19 protein-coding genes and 1 pseudogene are annotated in these 19,003 nt (G+C 57.3%); 12 read left to right on the forward strand and 8 right to left on the reverse strand.

What is annotated here, in order from left to right:
- Positions 1–226 precede the first annotated feature (226 nt).
- Both QQ91_RS17300 and QQ91_RS17305 read right to left on the reverse strand, forming a co-directional pair.
- Positions 227–1,141 (reverse strand): protein phosphatase 2C domain-containing protein, encoded by a 915-nt coding sequence (locus QQ91_RS17300; protein WP_166276559.1) that lies wholly within the window; start codon positions 1,139–1,141, stop codon positions 227–229.
- 143 nt (positions 1,142–1,284) lie between these two features.
- Positions 1,285–1,977, reverse strand: a complete 693-nt coding sequence (locus QQ91_RS17305) for a hypothetical protein (protein ID WP_166276561.1) — start codon at positions 1,975–1,977, stop codon at positions 1,285–1,287.
- A 449-nt stretch (positions 1,978–2,426) separates the two neighbouring features.
- Here QQ91_RS17305 and QQ91_RS21920 point away from each other — a divergent pair.
- Together QQ91_RS21920 and QQ91_RS17310 are read left to right on the forward strand one after the other, a co-directional pair.
- A pseudogene (locus tag QQ91_RS21920) lies at positions 2,427–2,492 on the forward strand (RNA-guided endonuclease TnpB family protein); the annotation flags it as partial.
- Between the two features lie 111 nt (positions 2,493–2,603).
- Positions 2,604–3,380 carry an HAD-IA family hydrolase gene (locus QQ91_RS17310; protein ID WP_166276563.1) on the forward strand — a complete coding sequence of 259 codons (777 nt, stop codon included), beginning with the start codon at positions 2,604–2,606 and terminating at the stop codon, positions 3,378–3,380.
- Positions 3,381–3,419: 39 nt separating this feature from the next.
- Here QQ91_RS17310 and QQ91_RS17315 read toward each other — a convergent pair whose 3' ends face one another.
- Positions 3,420–4,211 carry an MBL fold metallo-hydrolase gene (locus QQ91_RS17315; protein WP_166276566.1) on the reverse strand — a complete coding sequence of 264 codons (792 nt, stop codon included), beginning with the start codon at positions 4,209–4,211 and terminating at the stop codon, positions 3,420–3,422.
- 231 nt (positions 4,212–4,442) lie between these two features.
- Between QQ91_RS17315 and QQ91_RS17320 the strand changes: the two genes are divergently transcribed.
- Both QQ91_RS17320 and QQ91_RS17325 read left to right on the forward strand, forming a co-directional pair.
- Positions 4,443–4,646: a ssl0294 family protein gene (locus tag QQ91_RS17320; RefSeq protein WP_349306875.1), complete on the forward strand. Its 204-nt coding sequence runs from the start codon at positions 4,443–4,445 to the stop codon at positions 4,644–4,646.
- 148 nt (positions 4,647–4,794) lie between these two features.
- Entirely contained in the window at positions 4,795–5,457 is a 663-nt protein-coding gene (locus QQ91_RS17325) for a beta-carotene isomerase domain-containing protein (RefSeq protein ID WP_166276572.1), read from the forward strand.
- A gap of 67 nt (positions 5,458–5,524) precedes the next feature.
- Here QQ91_RS17325 and QQ91_RS17330 read toward each other — a convergent pair whose 3' ends face one another.
- The 3 genes from QQ91_RS17330 to QQ91_RS17340 form a co-directional block, all read right to left on the reverse strand.
- Positions 5,525–5,962: a hypothetical protein gene (locus QQ91_RS17330; RefSeq protein WP_166276576.1), complete on the reverse strand. Its 438-nt coding sequence runs from the start codon at positions 5,960–5,962 to the stop codon at positions 5,525–5,527.
- Entirely contained in the window at positions 5,959–7,917 is a 1,959-nt protein-coding gene (locus tag QQ91_RS17335; protein WP_166276598.1) for an FHA domain-containing protein, read from the reverse strand. The genes QQ91_RS17330 and QQ91_RS17335 overlap by 4 nt, the downstream gene beginning before the upstream one ends.
- 71 nt (positions 7,918–7,988) lie before the next feature.
- The gene (locus QQ91_RS17340; protein WP_166276601.1) at positions 7,989–8,498 is read right to left on the reverse strand and encodes an FHA domain-containing protein; all 510 of its coding nucleotides are present in this window, start codon (positions 8,496–8,498) and stop codon (positions 7,989–7,991) included.
- Between the two features lie 106 nt (positions 8,499–8,604).
- On the opposite strand from QQ91_RS17340, the gene QQ91_RS17345 reads away from it, so the two are divergent.
- From QQ91_RS17345 to QQ91_RS17355, 4 genes are all read left to right on the forward strand, one after another.
- Complete coding sequence (locus QQ91_RS17345; RefSeq protein ID WP_201277165.1) at positions 8,605–10,155, forward strand: PrsW family glutamic-type intramembrane protease; 1,551 nt, start codon at positions 8,605–8,607, stop codon at positions 10,153–10,155.
- A 225-nt stretch (positions 10,156–10,380) separates the two neighbouring features.
- Complete coding sequence (locus tag QQ91_RS21690) at positions 10,381–10,503, forward strand: DUF8629 family protein (protein ID WP_284707182.1); 123 nt, start codon at positions 10,381–10,383, stop codon at positions 10,501–10,503.
- A gap of 2 nt (positions 10,504–10,505) precedes the next feature.
- Positions 10,506–10,913, forward strand: a complete 408-nt coding sequence (locus QQ91_RS17350; RefSeq protein WP_166276604.1) for a (2Fe-2S) ferredoxin domain-containing protein — start codon at positions 10,506–10,508, stop codon at positions 10,911–10,913.
- Positions 10,871–11,944, forward strand: coding sequence for a glycerate kinase (locus QQ91_RS17355; protein WP_166276607.1), 1,074 nt, complete (start codon positions 10,871–10,873; stop codon positions 11,942–11,944). The genes QQ91_RS17350 and QQ91_RS17355 overlap by 43 nt, the downstream gene beginning before the upstream one ends.
- On the opposite strand, the gene QQ91_RS17360 is transcribed toward QQ91_RS17355, so the two are convergent.
- Positions 11,923–14,106 carry a family 10 glycosylhydrolase gene (locus QQ91_RS17360; protein ID WP_166276610.1) on the reverse strand — a complete coding sequence of 728 codons (2,184 nt, stop codon included), beginning with the start codon at positions 14,104–14,106 and terminating at the stop codon, positions 11,923–11,925. The genes QQ91_RS17355 and QQ91_RS17360 overlap by 22 nt on opposite strands.
- A gap of 125 nt (positions 14,107–14,231) precedes the next feature.
- Between QQ91_RS17360 and QQ91_RS17365 the strand changes: the two genes are divergently transcribed.
- The 3 genes from QQ91_RS17365 (at position 14,232) to QQ91_RS17375 (ending at position 16,994) form a co-directional block, all read left to right on the forward strand.
- Positions 14,232–14,996, forward strand: coding sequence for a methyltransferase domain-containing protein (locus tag QQ91_RS17365; protein ID WP_166276613.1), 765 nt, complete (start codon positions 14,232–14,234; stop codon positions 14,994–14,996).
- 40 nt (positions 14,997–15,036) lie between these two features.
- On the forward strand, positions 15,037–16,038 hold the full coding sequence (cmoB, locus tag QQ91_RS17370; RefSeq protein ID WP_166276616.1) for a tRNA 5-methoxyuridine(34)/uridine 5-oxyacetic acid(34) synthase CmoB: 1,002 nt from the start codon (positions 15,037–15,039) through the stop codon (positions 16,036–16,038).
- Positions 16,039–16,127: 89 nt separating this feature from the next.
- Positions 16,128–16,994 (forward strand): pentapeptide repeat-containing protein, encoded by an 867-nt coding sequence (locus tag QQ91_RS17375; RefSeq protein WP_166276619.1) that lies wholly within the window; start codon positions 16,128–16,130, stop codon positions 16,992–16,994.
- A gap of 58 nt (positions 16,995–17,052) precedes the next feature.
- On the opposite strand, the gene QQ91_RS17380 is transcribed toward QQ91_RS17375, so the two are convergent.
- Positions 17,053–17,610 carry a YdcF family protein gene (locus QQ91_RS17380; protein WP_166276622.1) on the reverse strand — a complete coding sequence of 186 codons (558 nt, stop codon included), beginning with the start codon at positions 17,608–17,610 and terminating at the stop codon, positions 17,053–17,055.
- A gap of 670 nt (positions 17,611–18,280) precedes the next feature.
- Here QQ91_RS17380 and QQ91_RS17385 point away from each other — a divergent pair.
- Complete coding sequence (locus QQ91_RS17385) at positions 18,281–18,967, forward strand: Uma2 family endonuclease (RefSeq protein ID WP_166276625.1); 687 nt, start codon at positions 18,281–18,283, stop codon at positions 18,965–18,967.
- Positions 18,968–19,003 lie beyond the last annotated feature (36 nt).

Consider the following 19,003-nt stretch of genomic DNA (forward strand, 5'->3'; position numbering starts at 1 on the left):
TTCATTAAATTAATTGGCCCATTTGATTTGAAGAAATAAATTATTGATTCTTTAGGAATTCCGATGATGCTCTTATTCTATATCAGCTTCTATATCAGCGCGATTGATCCAGGGCGGGTGAGGCTACGATTCCCCTCAGCCCTAGATTAGGGGCATTGTAGCGGCAGGCCGAGGGGGCAAAAACGCCAATGGGGCAAAACAATGACGGGAGAGCTTGGCGTTGAGTTTAAGGACAGAGGCGAAGGAGTAATGCGGTTAGATTATCGTGGCCATTGCGGCACAGGCCATGGTGGAGCAGTTCGCTCACGCCCCAGGCCAAGGATTGTGCTGGATCAAGATAGGGCATCAGCCGAGATTCCCAACAGTCTTCAATGAAATCTTGGTCGGATAGGCCATCGGTACAGAGCAGAAATAGGCTGTCTTCCTCCACGTCCAGGGTCAACACGTCAGGGGAAATCATAGAGTTAGGCCTGGGCCCCAGAGCCTGAGTGAGTCGATGGGCCTGAGGATGAACATGGGCCTGGGCCGGGTCTGCGCCGTGTGAGCCTTGAGCAATGCGATGATCCGTAGTCATTTGTTCTAGCCCGCGGGTGCGGGTGACTCGGTAGCATCGACTATCTCCCACATGCACCAGGCTAAACTGCAAATCCTGCACCAGTGCCACCACGGCGGTGGTGCCCATCTGACTGATGCCCAGGGCTTTAGAGTCCAGATTCTCTTGATGAAGGAGGCGGTTGGCGGTGTACAGAGCGGATTTAAGATGCAGCTCCGTGGGGACCAAGTCCGCGGGATACTGAAGCAGGGTTTGGGCCAGGGAAAAGGTAGCCATGGTACTGGCAACATCCCCCTGTTGGCCGCCCCCAATCCCATCGCAAAGGACGAATATTCCTCGGAGGGATTGGGTTGAGCACGGTCGCTGACGAATTTGAGTGTTTAAATAGAAGCGATCCTGATTGGTTTGCCGCACGTAGCCGATGTGGCTGGCCCCAGCGGCCTCAAGCTGGTTCCCCCGCGATCCTCGCAGCGGGGGAGCTTCAAGGGCATCTGGGAAATTCAAGGGGGGCTGCCAGGCTAAGGGCGCTCCCTGCCAAGGGGCGCGCGCCGAAACCAGGGGCGAAAACTGGCTAGTTCGTTGACGCATCGCGGAAACCCCACAGTAAAAATTAGAGGCCAAAGCTCAAATGCAAAAATTCAAATGCACGGCTTCGAATGGTGAAATATTACGAGGTTTTTCCCCAAACTCAATCCGTTAAATTACGGAACTTGATCGCGAAATCTGAGATCCTAACGACGTTGCGATGAAAAACTGGGGAGATGGGGTTCTGAAGGCTGAGCTGGTGTCCTTACGGGGGATTGAGCGCTGCGCTGCAGGGCGTCCTCCAGGGTGATAATCTGCTGTAGCGCCCGCTGCAATTCACGCTCAAGCTGAGCCTTTTGGGCGGTCCAATCTGCGAGCTTCGCCTGAGCAGAGTTGAGAGACTGTTGAGTGACTGCGTGCTGCTGCTGCTCTTGGTGGTGTTGATCAAGCAGGGTTTGATAGCGATGCTGCAGCTGTTCAAGCTGGGCTTGATATTTTTGGGTTTGCCTCGCCTGTTTGGCCCCTGCACTGCGCTGAGTTTCCACCTGCTGCTGCAGGGTATTCATTCCCTGAATATGATCCAGGAGCGTATGTTCCAGGCTGGCATGACGACTTTGCAGAGCCTGATGATCCTGAGAGATCTGGGTCAAGCGCGCTGAGAGCTGATCCCTTTGGTCCTGAAGTGCGGCTTGCTCTCCAAACTGCTGCTGCAATTGCTGGATCTGAGCCTGGTGGGATTGCTGCCAATGATCCAGTTCAGATTGATGCTCGGTGATGGCTGCGGTGAGGGCACTCTCCAGCTGTCGATTGCGGGCCAGGGTATCAGATAGCTTCCAGATCAAGATCCCCAGGACAGATAGGACTCCCAGCGCTATGGAAATGGATGTACCTTCAATCATCTCAGGCCCCTCAACCCAGTTGAGCTGAGTGTATCATCTTTAGCAAAAACCGCGAGAATCCCGCACTCCTAATCTTCGGTGGAACCCTGAGATGAACGGCAGGGGCAACTTGGTGCTAGGGTGATTTTATCGTAGATACTTCACTGTGGTGGATGCTTTGCTGCGGTGAATACTTGACCGCGAGAGTAAACTTTGCCGGGATGAATGCAGGCAGTCTAGTTCAGACTCTACTCAGATCCGCCGCAGTGATCCGCCTATCCCGCGAAGCGGTTAGGGGGGGGGCGCAGGACGTACGCAGCAGCGGCGGGCGCCCGGAGGGAGTAATTCAGTTAAGCCTAAGAAAAGGTCAAGCATTTCTTAGGTTATCATGGTTTTATGCTAAACATGACCTGGGAATTTAAGCTAGAGCCAACTGCTGAGCCGGTTTCAGAGATCGCATCGTCCGTAGGGCATCGGTCCATCAACGCATTGCCGATACTCGAAAAGACTGGCATTTCAAGCGGGCTCATCATCTCTTGGCACTGAAGCAGGAACTCTTCGGAGCGATCCGGGGAATCTCTCTCTGACCTTTCAGGGACAGAGAGAGAGGATGTCAACCCCAAGCGGCACATAAGCAGACTCTAGCGATGGCACAACTACGGGCGATCATTTTCGATGTGGATGGAACCCTGGCCGAGACCGAGCGAGTTGGACATCGCGTGGCCTTTAATCAGGCGTTTGCTGAGCGGCAGCTAGGCTGGCACTGGTCAGAGGATCACTACGCCCAGCTGCTGCACATTGGGGGTGGGAAGGAGCGGATTCGTCATTTCATTGCCCAAGGGGCTGCCCCACTTCCCCAGGATTGGCAGGGAGAACCGGACCTCTTGCGGCTGCATCAGCGCAAAAACCAGATCTATCAGGAGCGGTTGGATCAGGGACAGATTCAGCTCAGACCTGGGGTGCTGCGATTAATGCAGGCGGCTCGGAGTAAGGGGGTGCAGTTGGCGATCGCCACCACCAGCAGCCCATCCAACGCGATCGCCCTGATTCAGAAACTGATAGGGCCTGAGGCTCCCAGCTGGTTTACGGTCATCGCTGCGGGAGATATGGTTCCCCATAAAAAGCCCGCTCCCGATATTTACCAATTTACCCTGGAGGCTCTGGATCTCCTGCCTCAGGAGTGCGTGGTCATTGAGGACTCAGAGCCGGGTGTGCGCGCAGCACGGGCTTGCCATCTACCGGTGATCGCAACCCTGCACGACTACACCCGAGGACAGGACTTTTCCCAGGCCAATTGGGTGGTGACCCATCTGGGAGAGGCAGACAATCCCTGCACCGTACTCCAGGGGGCACCGCAAACCCTGACTCAAATTACCCTTCAGGACTGCCAGCAGCTGCTGGAGAGCGGGGCGATCGCTCAATAGGGGTTTCAACGGCAGACCCACAAGACTTCACTGCCTGATCTAAAGGGCTTGAAGGCAGTCCTGGAGGTGGGCAAAATCAAAGCATTGGCCCTTTTGGATAAAGCCGCAAAATCCATCTTGAGCCGCATCGGGAATGGGGCCTGGATTATAGCCATAGAGCCACATTTTCTGGCGAATGGTGGCGGGCAGCCGCCGAAGCTGCTGGTAATGGGCATGAACGGGCGTCGGGCGTTTTGCGGTTTCGCAGTCCTGAAAAATGAGGTCGGCGCGTTCGTAAAACTCGCTGAGATAGTCCAGGCGGAGCTGGCAGTCCGTGGTGATTAAAATACGCCGGTGATCGACTTCAAAAAAGAGCCCATAGCTAGGCATGAGGCCAAAGCCACTGTTGACATGGACCGTCTGGACCAGTTCAAAGCGCACCCCCTGCCAGGTAAACTCACGACTTTGGCCCACCGGGCAAACCTGGAAAAAGCTATCCAGACAGGCTAGATCTCCCTCCAGCATCCGCATCCCTCCCGAGAGCGTGCGCTCCCACAAATCCGATTCCAGACTTTTGCTCAAAATCAGGGTGGGGCGAGGGCACTGAGGGTCATATTTGCTGCTAAAGCCCAGGTATTCCAGACCCCCAACGTGATCGGCATGGAGATGACTGATATAGACATGGGTGATATCTCGGTAAGAGAGCCCCTGATCGTACAGCGACCAGCGGATGTCTGAACCACAATCAATGAGCAACTGCTCTCCAGAATCAGTCCGCAGGAGCATATTGGACTGATAATTATCGGACCCCACCGTAAAGGCCGATCCGGTACCGAGAAAAAGAAGCTGCATGGAAACAAGACCTGAAATTTGCTAGGAAAAAGATGCCGGGATCATGACTGGAATGGCCAAGGAACGGGGAGTTGCTGATAGGGTTAGGGTACTCCAACGGGTTTTAAGATCGAACATGGGGCATAAATTTATGCAACTTTTTTCCTCCCCCCTGACGGGGAAACCCAGGCTGATAATATTGAACCTATAATGATGGGGATATTCATCATCCATTGTGAGGAGACAATGTTCTTGGACGAACTCAACCCCCTGTTTCGAGAAATCGTACAAAAACCCCTGGCCTTTGCAGGTGGATTTGTCTCGGGCATTTTGCATTTAAGTCCTGATTCCGATCCCTTGCGCAATTGGATTGCCCATGAAGCAGGCGAGGCAATGCCTACCACGGCTCCCGACCCGCAGCAGAACAGCGGCCCGCAATCCATTGACATTGAATAATCCCCTTGAATCCTCTCAGACTCCTCCCATTGATCAATCCGCCGCTTGATAGAGCCCCATCCACGAGTCACCTCAAAAGAGCCATCAACAAAAGAGCCATCAACTGCCGTCCTTGCCAGCCCTAACGGGGTCTAACGCTGAGTCACCTATGGAAGATCCCGGTTCCTCCTCAATTTCCTACCGCGATAATTGGTTTGATCGCCTATTTATTCGCCTGTTTTCGCGAAAAATTGCCGTCGCGCTCGGAGAGCAAACCCAGCAAGCTGGCTATGACGGCTTTGTGGATCTCTCCCAAAGGATCATGGCCGGCCGATCCCCCCAGGAGCAGCAGCAGCTGGTGGGAGTGGTGCTGCGATCGCTGGTGCCGGCGCCAGTGCTCTGGGGGGTTCGCACCTTTTTCTCCCCCACGCCCCTGGTCTGCGAACTCAATGCCTGGTTTGCCACCCGTCTGTTTGAGTGGCTGGTGGGACCTTGCACGGTCCAGCCTGCCCAGGTTACCACCCCCTCGGGTGCGGCCCGAGAGCAGAAGAGCATGGTTAAGATTGAGCGCTGCCGCTACCTGGATCAAAGTGGCTGCGTGGCCATGTGCATCAACATGTGCAAGTTGCCCACCCAGGAGTTTTTCACTCGCGATTTTGGAATTCCAGTCACCCTGACGCCCAACTTTGAGGACTTTAGCTGCGAAATGGTCTTTGGCAGTGCGCCGCCGCCGCTCCAATCCGAGGCAATTGCCACCCAGCCCTGCCTCCCCCGCCATTGCAACCAGGCGACCCCAACGGACTATCGGCCCTGTCCCAAGATTCATCCCTAGTCTTCCTGCTGGACCTCCTGTCCTACTGGTCCTAAAATCCTGGCCTTGGGCGCAGCCATCTTCCCGCTTAGAACCACTGCCCCCCCTGGAAGCGCCAGCGCGGGAACAGAATTCGCATGAAGCTCTGGGAGGCTATGAAAATGCCCACCCAGACCAGACTATAGTGCAGAAGAAACCAGCCCACGGGGAACCCAGCATCCACATCGGTGAAGGGCAATTCCAGGTCGAAGATCACGCGGATCAAGAGAAAAAAGAACCCTTCCCAGAGGGCCCCCAACCACTGGAAGGCTGCGGGCCAATCTTGATCCCAACGATAGCTCTGCACGGTCATGTAAACCCCGTCCCAGCCCAGCCCAAACAGGGTGATATAGACCAAGATGGACATGTAAATGGCCCCGCTGTCATTGCCAAACAGCCCCAGGCAAAACAGGAGGGTAATTGGCCCTCCGACAATGCCCATTAATAACAGCCTGGTTTGCCAACGGCCTAGTAATGTTGGAGTCATGGTGCGCGATTATTTACCCATTTCAACCATTGAAGGAAGGAGGAGACCCCATTGAGATAGGTCAGATTGGGGGCTCTAGCCTGCACCAATCCATCCACCGATTTTAGGGCAGAATATTGCAGGCCTAAAAAGCTATCAACGGCGGCATAGGGACCGCCAAAGGTGATGGCTCCCGCGGCATACATACGACCCATCTGGTTTCGCATCTCCAGTAGCTCAAAATCATTGCTGACCGCCAGACGCCCCACCGGATTCAGGGGCAGGTGATAGTGGGTAACCAGATCGTCGAGAAGCGGATTGGCCTTGACCTTACCGTCTAACCCCGTAGCATCAATGATGAAGTTAGCCTCTAGCTTTAAGTTGCCGGTGAGTCCCTTTTCCTGGATATAAGTGATGGGGTGGCCGTCGGCCCCCGGCTCCACCCGCGTTACTTCTCCAAAGGTAATGTGGTACCAGCCCTGATTGAGACCCCGGTTAATGAGGTCGCGCCAATCCTGGCGGTCCGCCGTGGTTGTGCCGCCCCAATCTGTGAGTAAATTGCTGCGCTCGGAAGGGCTCGCCTGCTCTAGCTGCGCCCTGAGGGTTCCCCCCCAACAGGCCTTGGGCCAGTTAAAGGGCTGAAATTCAAAGTGGTTTTCAACGGTACGCTGGGCATGACCGAATTTGTTGCCCTGGGGGCGCGGCGATCGCATCAGATGCAAAATTGAAATATTCGGATTTTTGGCCCGCGCTTCATGAATGCGCTGAATCACCCGAGAGGCAACAATGCCACGGCCGCGGATCAAGACGGTGCCGCCGTGGCGCTCTAGATAGTCATACACATGGTTGTGGGCTTCGTAGGCGTTCACCACGGACTTAAAGTCGCGGGTTTTTTCGCGATATTCCTGTAAGTCCGGTAAAAACTGGATCACCGGATATCCGGTGCAAAGATGCACGTAGCGCCCCACTAAGAAGGCATGCTGACCTCTGCCACTGGAAAATCCCACGGCATAGCGTCCATCATTGGTTTTACGAATGGATCGAACGCGCCCATAGCGATAGATTTTGGACCAGCCAATGCGCTGGGCCTCGCGGTCAATGGAGGCAAAGACATTTCCGGACCGGGGGGTATAGGTTTCAATGAGGGTGGGCTCCCCAAACACCTGCCAGATCACCCTGGCCGCCAGCTTCAAATTCCCCTTGGCAAAATTTCGGTAGGCCTCTCGAAGGGCGTAGCTGGGCCAGCCCCAGAGGTTGTCCGGGCAAGAATCGGAGTTGGATCTCAACCGCTCCCAGGCTGGAATTTGAGAGTTGAGGCACAGCCGCTGGTAGCGAGCGTAGGGCTTATCTTCTAAACCCAGGGCACGAATTTGCTGAATGCCCACCCCAGACAGGCGCAAAAAATCCGTCCAGATAAAGCTCCCTAACCCCGCTCCAATGGCAGCATAGTCCACCTCTTCCACCGGCAGGCGAGTGGCATAGAGGCTCTGCACCGAGACCTGCTGCACCTGGAATTCAGCCGGTGGAAACGGATTGGCGGGGCTGCCCACGCTGGGCGGAGCTGGAACCTCATCAGAATGGGGATCCGGAACGCGAATAAAGGAATTGGCAGAGGATCGCCGCGCCGTGTTCTGCCCAGGATCTTGGGTGAGGACCGTCATGTCATAGGGCCCCACTTTCACCACGTCCCGATGGTTGAGCACCGCCTGGGTCTGCCGCTGACCGTTGACAAATAGGCCGTTGCTGCTGTTGTGATCGATAATCTGGAGCTGTCCCTTTTCCACGGCAATGATCGCGTGGTAGCGAGACACCTGGGAGCTGCTCAGAACCAACCGTGAAACCCGTTGTCCCTGGTAGTCCTGGGGCATTTTGTTAAACTCTCGCCCCAGGGCAACGGGCGGGGACAGATGCGGCGTCCGCGTCTCACCCGTCATCGGGTCTTGCCAACTCAGCCAAATTTTTGTGGGGATGGTCATGATGGTTGCCTGTGAAACCCAAAACAACGTGATTCAAAGGAACGGCTTGGGGGCAGTTGAGACCCTCTCTCTCAGGGGCGCTCCTGGGGAAACATCACCACGCTATCGGCGGCGGCCAGGGAAAATCCACACCAGGGACAGCCTTGCTGTAGAAGCTTATCACTGTAGGTGGAAACCTTGCCACATTTAGGATTGGGGCACTTCAACCCGTATCCAGAGGGGCCAGGACGGGTGGCCGTCGGGGGATTCTTGGCGCGCAGATCCACCTGGAGCACCCGCACCTCCACGCGCCCGAGATGAATGTGACTCCCTGGATGCAGGGGGGCTTCTCCCTGCTTAAGCTGAAGGCCGTTGACCACCGGCGGGTTGGTCACCCGCAGATTGCGCACCCAAACCTGACCGGGCCGAAAAAAGATTTCTACATGGAGGGCAGAGACGCTGCGGTCCTGAAATAAAATATCGCACCGGGCAGGGTCACGTCCCAGGCGCACGACCCCAGGAACCTTACTGGGCTGATTTTCTGAAATGGTCTGTTGATGAAACTGACCCACATCAGACCATTGAAGCGTCAACTCACTCATGAATTATCCTGTCCAGACCTTGGGCATCACAGCAGGGAACGATCAGGTTTGCTGTTTTCAGCATATTCGCCCGCCTGACAATGGCCGTTAATCTTTATGGTTTTTATTGAGTCTACCCCGTTCGCGGTTGGCCATTCCCCAAGATTGGCCCATGGAGAGCCATCGCGCCGGAACCGCTAAAAAGCAGGTACAGTTTAAGTACTTAAGGACAGCACGACGGACCCGTTCAATGACCCAAGGGAGCGCAAGGCCAACGCTGAAGCTCATTGGCCCCACCGGCATATCCCCAGATCCCGCTCATCATTTTGAGCTGGTGGGTGAAGTCGTTAAGGTGGGGCGATCGCCCGATTGCCAAATTCGCTTTGACTCGACTGTGTATCGGGGGGTATCCCGCTATCATGTCAGTCTGAAGGCGATCCACCCGCCGGGAACCCCCCCGCCTCAGCAGCAGTGGCAGCTGTGCGATGAAGGCAGCGCCAATGGCACCTTTGTCAACGGCCAGCAAATTCAGGGCTGTGTCACCCTGAGGCCAGGCGATCGCATTGTGTTAAGCCAAAACGGCCCGCAGCTCATCTACGACCTGCCGCCCCTAGCGGCCTATCTGCCAGAGACGCGAGCGCGGATCCCAGGGGCAGCCTTTGCCCCGCAGCCGGGAGGGGGCGGCCTCGATCCCAGCCTCAATCCCAGCCTCAGCCAGCTGATTCCAGTGGTGTCCACCCGGCGTAACTTTAAAGACTTTTTAAAGAAAGGCTACATTTTTCCAGGGGTGATCACCATTCTCTGGGTCGTGCTGCTGTTTGTGGCCCGAGGCAATATTCTGCTGTTTATCTTTGGGTTGGGCACCTACCTGGGACTCATTGGATTTTCTTTCATTTATCGGCTGTGCGGGAAGGAAAAGCCCTGGTGGGAAATTGCCTGCTCCACCCTGTTCACCATGTCCCTGCTCACCATTTCGCTGCTGTGGGTTCCCTGGTTTTTGGGGATTTATTTTTTCTTTTTCCGAGGAATCTTACCCGGCAACATTGAGGGCGCGGCCAATAACTTTGCCAGCCTGTTTGTGGCCCACTTTTTCGGGGCGGGGCTGTCGGAAGAACTCCTCAAGGCCTTCCCGGTTTTTTTGCTCATGCTGGTGGGCAAGCAGATGGCAACGGGGGGCCAACGGCGCAGGATTGGGGTCTTTGAGCCCCTGGACGGCATTGTGTTGGGGGCGGCCTCGGGATTGGGCTTTACCCTGGTTGAAACCCTGGTGCAGTACGTGCCGGGGGAAATCCTCCGGGTTTCGCAGATGTTAGGAGGAAGCCAGGAGGCACTGCAAACGGGACAGCTGCTGGGCATCCAGCTGCTGGTGCCGCGGATTATCGGATCGGTGGCGGGCCACATGGCCTACAGCGGCTATTTTGGCTACTTCATTGGCTTAAGCGTGCTCTACCCCTCTCGTTGCTGGCAGCTTTTGGGCATTGGCTATTTCACCTCATCCCTGCTCCATGCGCTTTGGAACGCCACCGGCGGCACCCTCGGGCCGATTATGCTGGCTTTTACCGGAATCCTGGCCTACGTGTTTCTGATTGCGGCAATTCTCAAAGCTCGGGAGTTGTCCCCGACGCGATCGCAGAACTTTGCCACGCGCATCGCCCCACCGGGATCTGATTTTCGCTAGGGCCAATTTTCTAGGGGCACCCTGGGAAAAAGTCTTCCGGATTGTTAAGAAGCGTCTCCTTTTGCCGCCGAACTGATTACCCTGAAGAGGAGCTTAGGGCGACTCGTCGGGAGTTGGCATGGGAGTCAGGCCAGGGTTCGCAGGAAAAATCGCCGGCCCACAGCAGTTCCCGAGATCCCGAAGCTCATTGACCCTGTTGAACTGCCCCCGATTGATCCCGATTGTATGGACGTCAAAACTATTCTTGTGGGCCTCACGGTCCTGTTTACGATTCTTTGTCCGCTCTTTGGCACCCGCAATGGGTTCTATGATTCCGATGACTACCACGGCAATGGATCGGCCCATTGACGATGGTCGAGATTCCGGCTGATCTGTCCGCCTGTGTTGAGGGATTGGGGCTCAGGACCATCCGGCACCATTTGTTTCTCTGTGCGGACCAGACCAAACCCAAGTGCTGTCCACAGGCGGCGGGTCTAGAAACCTGGGAATACTTGAAGCAGCGACTCAAGGCACTGCACCTGGATCAGCCATCTCCAGATCGACCCAGCTGTATTTTTCGGACCAAGACCAATTGCCTTAGGGTTTGCCAGCGCGGTCCAATCCTGCTGGTGTATCCCGAGGGCGTTTGGTACCATTCCGTCACCCCAAGCGTGATGGAGCGCATTATTCAAGAGCATCTGATTGCGGGGCAGATTGTCCAGGACTACGCTTTCCTATGCCATCCCCTTGCCCCCGATCCCTCCTTGCCCCGGCCCTAGCCTGTTTGTGCCAGGGCAACACTCCCTCTGCGGCGCAGATTCAGATGCTGGACCAGGGGCGCTGGCTATGTGCTGGGGGCCGCGATCGCCCTCTGGACCTCTGGCGCCAGATGGATCAGTTTCAGCAGATCTATCCCCAGGTGAAGGATCGCTGCCGTCAGCGCCATGGCCTCCTGGAGGATCCGAGCTATTTGCTCTGGACTCTCTGGATGCCGCTGGCCGCGGCGGTGGCCCAGCGGCGGCGTCAAAGGGGTCGCCCCATTGTTCAGGGGCTGCTGGGAGGTCAGGGGACGGGAAAAACCACCCTGTGCGATATGCTGAGCCTGATTTTGGCCCAGCAGGGGCTCAGGGCCGCCAGTCTTTCCCTGGATGATCTCTATCAGCCCTACGCCGTGCGGCAGCAGCTGCAGCGCCGCGATCCCCGCCTACGCTGGCGGGGGCCACCAGGGACCCATGATCTTGATCTGGGGCTAGCCACCCTCGATCAGGTGCGTGCCGGAGCGGGGCCACTGTCCCTGCCGCGCTTTGATAAGTCAGCTCACCAGGGGCAGGGCGATCGCACGGCCTCGGAGAGGGTCTCTGGGGTGGATGTACTGCTGTTTGAGGGCTGGTTCGTGGGCTTGCGTCCCCTTCCCGACTCCGCCTTTGATCATCCGCCCCCACCCATTGTCACCCCTGCCCATCGCCAGTTTGCCCGCGACATGAATCGCGCCCTAGCCGATTATCTGCCCCTGTGGGCGCGCTTAGATGGGCTCTGGGTGCTGCGGCCCCAGGACTATCGATGGAGTCAGCAATGGCGTTGGGAAGCAGAGGCAAAGGCAATGGCTGCGAACCGTCCGGGGATGAGTCAGGAGGAAGTGGCGGAATTTGTGGACTATTTCTGGCGATCGCTCCATCCACAGCTATTTCTTCCGGCTTTACTGCGCAGGGCATCCCAGGCGGAGGGGGCCATGGAGGAGATGATTGAGGGGGTGATCGAGATTGATCGCCACCACCAGCCCTGTGGATTTTATTGCCCCGGTGCCTCGTGACGGCTGCTGGTGGTCAGGGTCAGCAAGGCCCGCTGCCCGTAGCGCAGGAGGGCGGAGAGTCGCTGAAGGCGCTGCTGCCAGAGGATCTGGGGGGGCAGTTGGGTCTCCAGGGTTTGCAGTTGGTGCTGCAGCCTTTGCAGAGATTGGGAGGCCGCGCGGTGATGGGCCACACTGGGCTGGGTGGAGAGCTGTTCTAACTCCACTGCCAGCTGATCGGCAATCTTGGCCCAGTCCTGAAGCTGGGAGTCTTCCCTGGCTGCCGTTCTAGTGGTGTCTTTGCTGGTTTCCAGGAGCCAATAGTTCCATTCTCGCCGTAGGAGCTGATAATCGCGCCAGGCGGCCTGAAAGGGTTGACGATGGGGCAGAACCAGCCTCGGATTTGCCTCAGCCCTCAGGCGCGGTCGGTTCAGGCTACTGGCCAGGGCCGATCGAAAATGGGCCGCAGCAAAGAGGGCATAGCCGGGGGAGGGGGACTGCTGGAGATACTGCACCTGCCCGATGGTTTTATAGCTGGGCATGTGCAAGAGCCGCAAGCCAGGCAACAGCAGGGCTGGCCCCTGACTCTTTTGCTCAAACAGCGGCTGGGTCATGGACTCTAGCTCCCGGAGGCTGGTGGCGTAGGTCATGGGGAGGATCAAATCCACCCAGCCGGCCTGCACCCAGGCCGGCCAATTTTGCTGAATCGTGCGGGCGCGGACGGCATCTTCCATGGGAAACACCGCCGCCGAAAGCGTCAGATCGGGGCGGACCTGCTTGAGCAATTGCGCCGTTTCTTCCACAAAGGAATCCACTTGCTGAACTTTAAAGTCGGTCCAAGCGCCCCAGAGCCGATGACCGGGTCGCAGGGTGATGGGATCAACCCCGTGCTGCTGGGCAAAGGCCTGGCGAGCCAGGGCGCTGTAGCCGTGGTCTCGACCCTGGGCAGGGTTCTGAAAGGGGTAGCGGATATAGTCGAGCTGGAGGCCATCCACCGCGTACCTGGAGACAATTTCTGCGAACAGACGGTGCAGGTATTCGCGCACCTGGGGATTGGCCGGATCCAAAAAAACCTTGCCAGACATTTGCTCAATCAATCCCCCGGCAGGATCGGTGATTGCCCAATCGGGATGATCGGCAACCACGGGGCCGGGGTAGGCATCGGGTAATCCCAGCAAACGGTTGTGCCGCCGGTTACCGGCGGCAAAGACCCATACCCAGGCATGCAGCTCCATGGATCGCTCATGGGCTAACGCAAGGGCTGCCGCCAGCGGATCCCATCCCTGAACCCGAGGATTTTGCTGGGGGGCCACCTGGCTGGGGTAGAGGGGATAGCCCGCGTTCACGGTTTCAAAAAACACCACGTTGATCCCGGCCTGGGCCATGCGGTCAAAGAGGGGCTCTAGATCCTGGGCTGACTTGGCTTGGACAATGGTGCCTCGATCGAGCCACATGGCTCGAATTTGGGGGGCGCTGACCTGGAGATTGGTGGGGTAGTGGTCAAGCAGTAAGTTTTTTGCCTTCACCCAGGTCTGACTGGCGCTGCGGTAATCTTGGTTCTGCAGCTGCTGCTGAAAGATTTGCAGGCTGGCCTTGGCGCTTTCCAGGGCCAAGAGGGTGCTGGCGTAGGGGGGATGCATAGGCTGGGCCTGCCGCTGGGCCGCTGGCTGGATGTCCCCCTGAACTGGCGCTGCCGCTTCTGAGCCAGGGGGACGGGATCGCCTGGCTAAAAGGGTGGCCATGGGCTGGTCAAATTGGGGGTCCATTAAGCCTGCGGCCACCAGGGTGGATTCATACTGCCCGATGAGTCTTTGCAGATCTTGGACCATGGCTGCGGCCTGGGCTGGTGCTATGGGGCGCCCCTGGAAAGTCAGGGCCGACTCTTGCAGGTCTGGGGAAAGCGGATGGGGTAAAAACTGGCGGCTAAAATGATCCTCGGACTCCGGTGGGTCTGCAGGTGGGTCTGCGGGTGGGTCTGCAGGGACACTGGAGGGGAATGGAGCCGAGGGGAGTGGAGCCGAGGGGGAGAGAGGATCTGGGGGCGGATCTGCCGGAGTCGGCAAGGGTTGGGCCACCCCCGCCAGGGAAAATCCCACTCCCCCCAGTAAGATCCACAGGCAGCGGTTTAAGGGGCCAAAGCCTCTGAATCGGAGAGGCCGAAAGTGGTAGGGTTGAAAAAGCTGCATGGTGCGCTCCGCGCTGGCACTCCCTTGATCCCAGCTTAGGGGATGGGTTGGGGCCTGCAGCGGAAATGAAGCTTAAGGTTTTGCCCTCCGTTGAGATTTAATACTGGTTTACGCGCCTTTGATCTATGCCCAATCCTGACCCGAGTGACCTGCATTTGGTGTCCGATCCCGATACTCTGTTTTTGAATGGGGTCTGGCCAAAACCCTTTGAATTTGATGCAGAAGTGGCACGGGTCTTTGATGACATGGTCTCACGTTCGGTGCCGCTGTATCGGGATGTGCTGGTGAGCGCGGCCCAGTGGGCGATCGCCTACTATCAGCCCCAAACGAAGCTGGTGGATGTGGGCTGCTCCACGGGCACGTTTTTGGAGTTTCTGGGCCGCATGATGCCCGAACCGGCCCAGCTGGTGGGTCTTGATAGCGCTCAGCCCATGATTGATCGCGCCCAGGAAAAGCTGGCGCCTCTGAGCGCCACCCATACCCTGGAGTTGGTGTGTGGGTCAGCGACGGACTACTCCTTTGCCCATAGCAGCGTGGTGATTATGAACTACACTCTTCAGTTTTTGCCCCTGAAGCAGCGGCGATCGCTGCTGCTTCAGATTTATCAGGGTCTGGAACCGGGGGGACTGCTTTACCTGAGTGAGAAGGTTGTTTCTCCCTTCCCCCAGCTACAGGAGACCATCATGCAGCAGTATGAGCGCTTTAAGGTCAACAATGGCTATGCCCAGCGGGAGGTTGAGCGGAAGAAGGAAGCGCTGGAACAGGTGCTGGTGCCGCTGTCGGAGCCGCAGCTGCGAGATCTGCTGCAGGCGAGTGGGTTTACCACCCTAGATTCGCTGATCAAGCAGCATAATTTTATGACCTTTGTGGCCTTGAAAAACCCGGCCTAGAGCCGCCAGTCCAGGCCCTACCCTCCATATTCTTACCCTGATGACCGATCATTCTCCCCACTTTTTAAATCCTGACTATTTGAATCCTGACTATTTGGCCGGGGCCGAGGTGCCGGCCCCCTGCCGGGCGGCGATCGCCCAGTTGCGTCAAGCGGCCACCGCCCAGCGCCAAGCCCGATCACAGCAGCGCTTTGCGGCGGCGGCTCAGGAGACGGCCCACTTTCTGGCCAGAGGCTGCGATCTAGATCAGCCGGTGGTCACGGTGGGCCAGGCCAGCGATCTTTCCCCGACCCAGACCCCTATCCTGCGCAAGGCTCTGCAGGTTTTCTGTCCCTGGAAGAAAGGTCCCTTTAAGGTGTTTGGGACGGAGATTGATGCGGAATGGCGATCGGACTGGAAGTGGGACCGGATCGCGCCCCATATTCAGCCCCTGCACCAGCGTCGGGTGGCAGATATTGGCTGCCATAACGGCTACTTTATGTTTCGGATGGCGGCCCAGTCGCCACGGCTGGTGGTGGGGTTTGAACCGGTGGCCAAGCACTATTGGGCCTTCCAAATGATCCAAAACTGGGTGCGCCATCCGGCCCTGTATTTTGAGGCTTTGGGGGTGGAGCATCTGGACCTCTATCCTGGGTTTTTTGAGACGATCTTTTGTCTAGGAATTCTCTACCACCACACCGACCCGGTGGGGCTGCTGCGAAAGATGCATCAAGCCCTGGTGCCGGGGGGCGAACTCATCGTGGACTGCCAGGGGATTCCCGGTGAGATGCCCGTGGCCCTGACCCCACGGAAACGCTATGCCCAGGCGCGGGGCATCTGGTTTTTACCCACCCAGTCCTGTCTGGAGCATTGGATCCTCCGATCTGGCTTTCGGCAAATTCAATGGATTTATGCTGCCCCCCTATCGGTGCAGGAGCAGCGGCGGACCGATTGGGCCAAGGTGGAGAGTTTGGCGGAGTTTTTAGATCCCGATCATCCGGATCAAACCCTGGAGGGATACCCGGCGCCCTGGCGGTTCTACGCCCTGGCCCGCCGGGGCTAAACTGGGAACGCCCCCTGGTTGCCCTCTGCGGGTTCAGCTTGGCCGGGGAGCTGCGAAAATCGGAGGATGCACCCCCTACAATATTAGGCATGGCAAATTTGTACTACTACTATCGGGTGCTGGAGCTGCCCACCAGCGCCACATTGGAGGAGGTGAACCAGGCCTATAAGGATTTGGCCTTCATTTGGCATCCTGACCGCATCCCCAAGGACAATCAGCGCCTGCGCGACAAGGCCCAGGACAAGCTCCAGGAGCTCAATGAGGCCCGCGATCGCCTCCGGGCTCATTTTCGCCAAAACCATCGCCCGGCCCCCGCCACCAGTCCCAGGAGCGCTACCCCATCGACGGCGGCGCCAAAGGCCTCCCGGCCCCCGACCCAATCTCCCTTTCGTCAGCCCCAGGCGGCGGCACCACCGCCGCGCACTAGTTCCCCGCCGCGCGAGTCCTCCCCGCGTCCTGAATCCTCCTCACGCAGCGATCCGCAAACGACGCCACGCACGGCAAGGGCGGCCAGTCCCAGCGCCGCTCCAGCGGGGGCGACCCACCCGCGCGCCCCTAACCGATCCTTCCAGAATCAGGCTCCCCCCTCCTTTTCTCAACCCTCCGGGATTAACTGGCAGGGCAAGGATCTCAAGGAGCGGGATTTATCCGGGCGCAATTTAAGCCATGCCAATCTGGCCCACACGAATTTGAAGGATGCCTTTTTGCACAACGTGGATCTATCCGAGGCAAACCTGACTCGGGCCAATTTAACCCGCGCCAATCTCCTCAAGGCCAACCTCTATCGCGCTAATCTTCAGGACGCCAACCTCATGTCTGCAGATTTAAGCGGGGCCAATCTTTCCCAGGCCAATCTGCGAGGGGCCTTTATGGGAACGCCCAATCGCCTCATGGTGAAGCTGACGGGGGCCAACCTGCAGGGGGCAATTATGCCCGATGGCACGGTGCATGATTAGCGAGGCCATCCCCTCAGGGGGATTGAACCGGGCTGGGGTTAATTGAACTGGGCTGGGGTTACCCTTGCGACTGGGAGGGCGGTTTGAGACTGGCTCCGGTTCTCCCGGTGATCAGCCACAGGAGGGATCGATTGATATCGCGCACCGTGGCCAGGGTGGATTCGGGGGGGCGGTGACTCGGGAAGGCAATGGGGGTAGTGGTGATGCCGTGGCTGCCAAAGACAAAAAAGGCGATCGCCCTAGCTCGGGGCATATGCTGGCGATCGGTGATCAGGTAGACGTGCTGAATCTGCTGCTGTTGGAGGGTGGAGACTAGGGTGGTGAAGTTGGTGACGGTGTCGGTGGCGCGATAATCGAGGGTGATGCGATGCTCGTCTATGCGGGCCTGTTGAAAGAGGGTTTTGGCGGAGGGTTGGGCAATCCCTGAAGAAACCCAGATGGGCAGGTCGGTATGGGCTTGGGCAAATTGCGCGGTATAGGTTTCTCGTTCGATGCCGCCACCCAAGGTGAGGATGGCCTGGGGATGGGGGGCCTGGGCCTGGGCCAGCAGCAACCGCACCGGAATATAGAGCCCCAGCAGGCCAGCGAGGATCAAGGCTGCCTTGCCTTTAGACATCCTGAGGAGGAATGGGGGGAGGGTCACCATGGAGGACTGATCAACTTAACACCCGAGGAAATAGGCAGGTCGCCTGGTTTTGATTATGGGCGAGTTTTTCTCAGACGGCAAATTGCGGCAAAATTTTTGGCAGCACAATATTGCCCCACTCCCGGAGGAGTGAGGCGAAGGGGGATTGAGAGAGGTGGATCTAGGACAGGGTAAGGAAGGTTTAGAATAAAAGGCAGTGCCAGGCAGGACAGTTTGAGTCTAATTGGGTCTATTGTGGTTGCGATTCAAACTTCTCTAAGTTTGGAAGAGTTTCTGAAGCTGCCGGAGAGCAAACCCGGTTCTGAATACCTGGGTGGCAAAGTTTATGGAAAGCCAATACCCAAGCGCAGTTGAAGGCGTTGGGAGTTGAGCCCATTGAGTAGGCTCAGGGCTGGAAAGGCGCGATCGCGCGGGGGTTGTTAACGATTCGGGAGCAGCCCGTTTGCAACGCCCTCATCCCTGACTCCCTTCTCCCAAGCTTGGGAGAAGGGAACCCGTCTAAATTTACCCTCAGAACTTTAGGAATTGCCCTCTAGTAATTGCCCTCTCTTGAATACCGCAGGTGATCGCCCTCTCTCTCCCCTATTCCCGATGGCCCCCTTGCTAGAATAATCTTGTTCTTCACCAGGGAACCAACGGGATGCAGGTTGCTGAACAGACGCATATCGATGTTGTTTATCCCAGTTCGGATGGGGAGCCTTTGGCAGAAACTTACGATCACCTCTATGCGATGCTGGTGACCTTGGAGGTGTTGCGCCAATATTTAGAAGGACAGCAGGCCACGGTTCTGGCCAACCAATTTTTGTACTATGCTCAGGGGTTTCCAAGACTGCGGGTGGCGCCGGATGTCATGGTCATTTTCGGGGTGGATCCGGGGGGACGGGATAGCTATAAGGTTTGGGAAGAGGGGGAAATCCCGAGCGTGGTGTTTGAAATGACCTCCAAGGGAACGCAACAGGAGGATCAAGTTTACAAGTTTCGGTTATATGCTCAACTGGGAGTGCAAGAATATTGGCTCTTTGACCCGAAGGGTGAATGGTTACCGTCGCCCTTGATGGGGTATCAACTAAGCCAGGAGGATTATATTCAGATTCCAGAGTTGTGCAGTCAGGTTTTGGGATTACAGTTAGCGGTAGAGGGAAAGCTGATTGGGTTCACGGAGATGAGCACCGGACGCCGATTACCGATGCCGGCGGAGTTAAGCCAAGCATTAGCACAAGAGCGGGAGCGGGCGGAGCAGGAGGCGCAGCGGGCGGAGCAGGAGGCGCAGCGGGCGGAACAATTGAGGGCGCAGTTACAAGGGTTGGGGATTGATCCAGTGGCCTAGGTGCAAGGGCAGGCAGATCAATTGAAGTGGGAGGAT

It is taken from the genome of Lyngbya confervoides BDU141951 (assembly GCF_000817775.3).
Lineage (GTDB): Bacteria > Cyanobacteriota > Cyanobacteriia > Thermosynechococcales > Thermosynechococcaceae > Lyngbya > Lyngbya confervoides.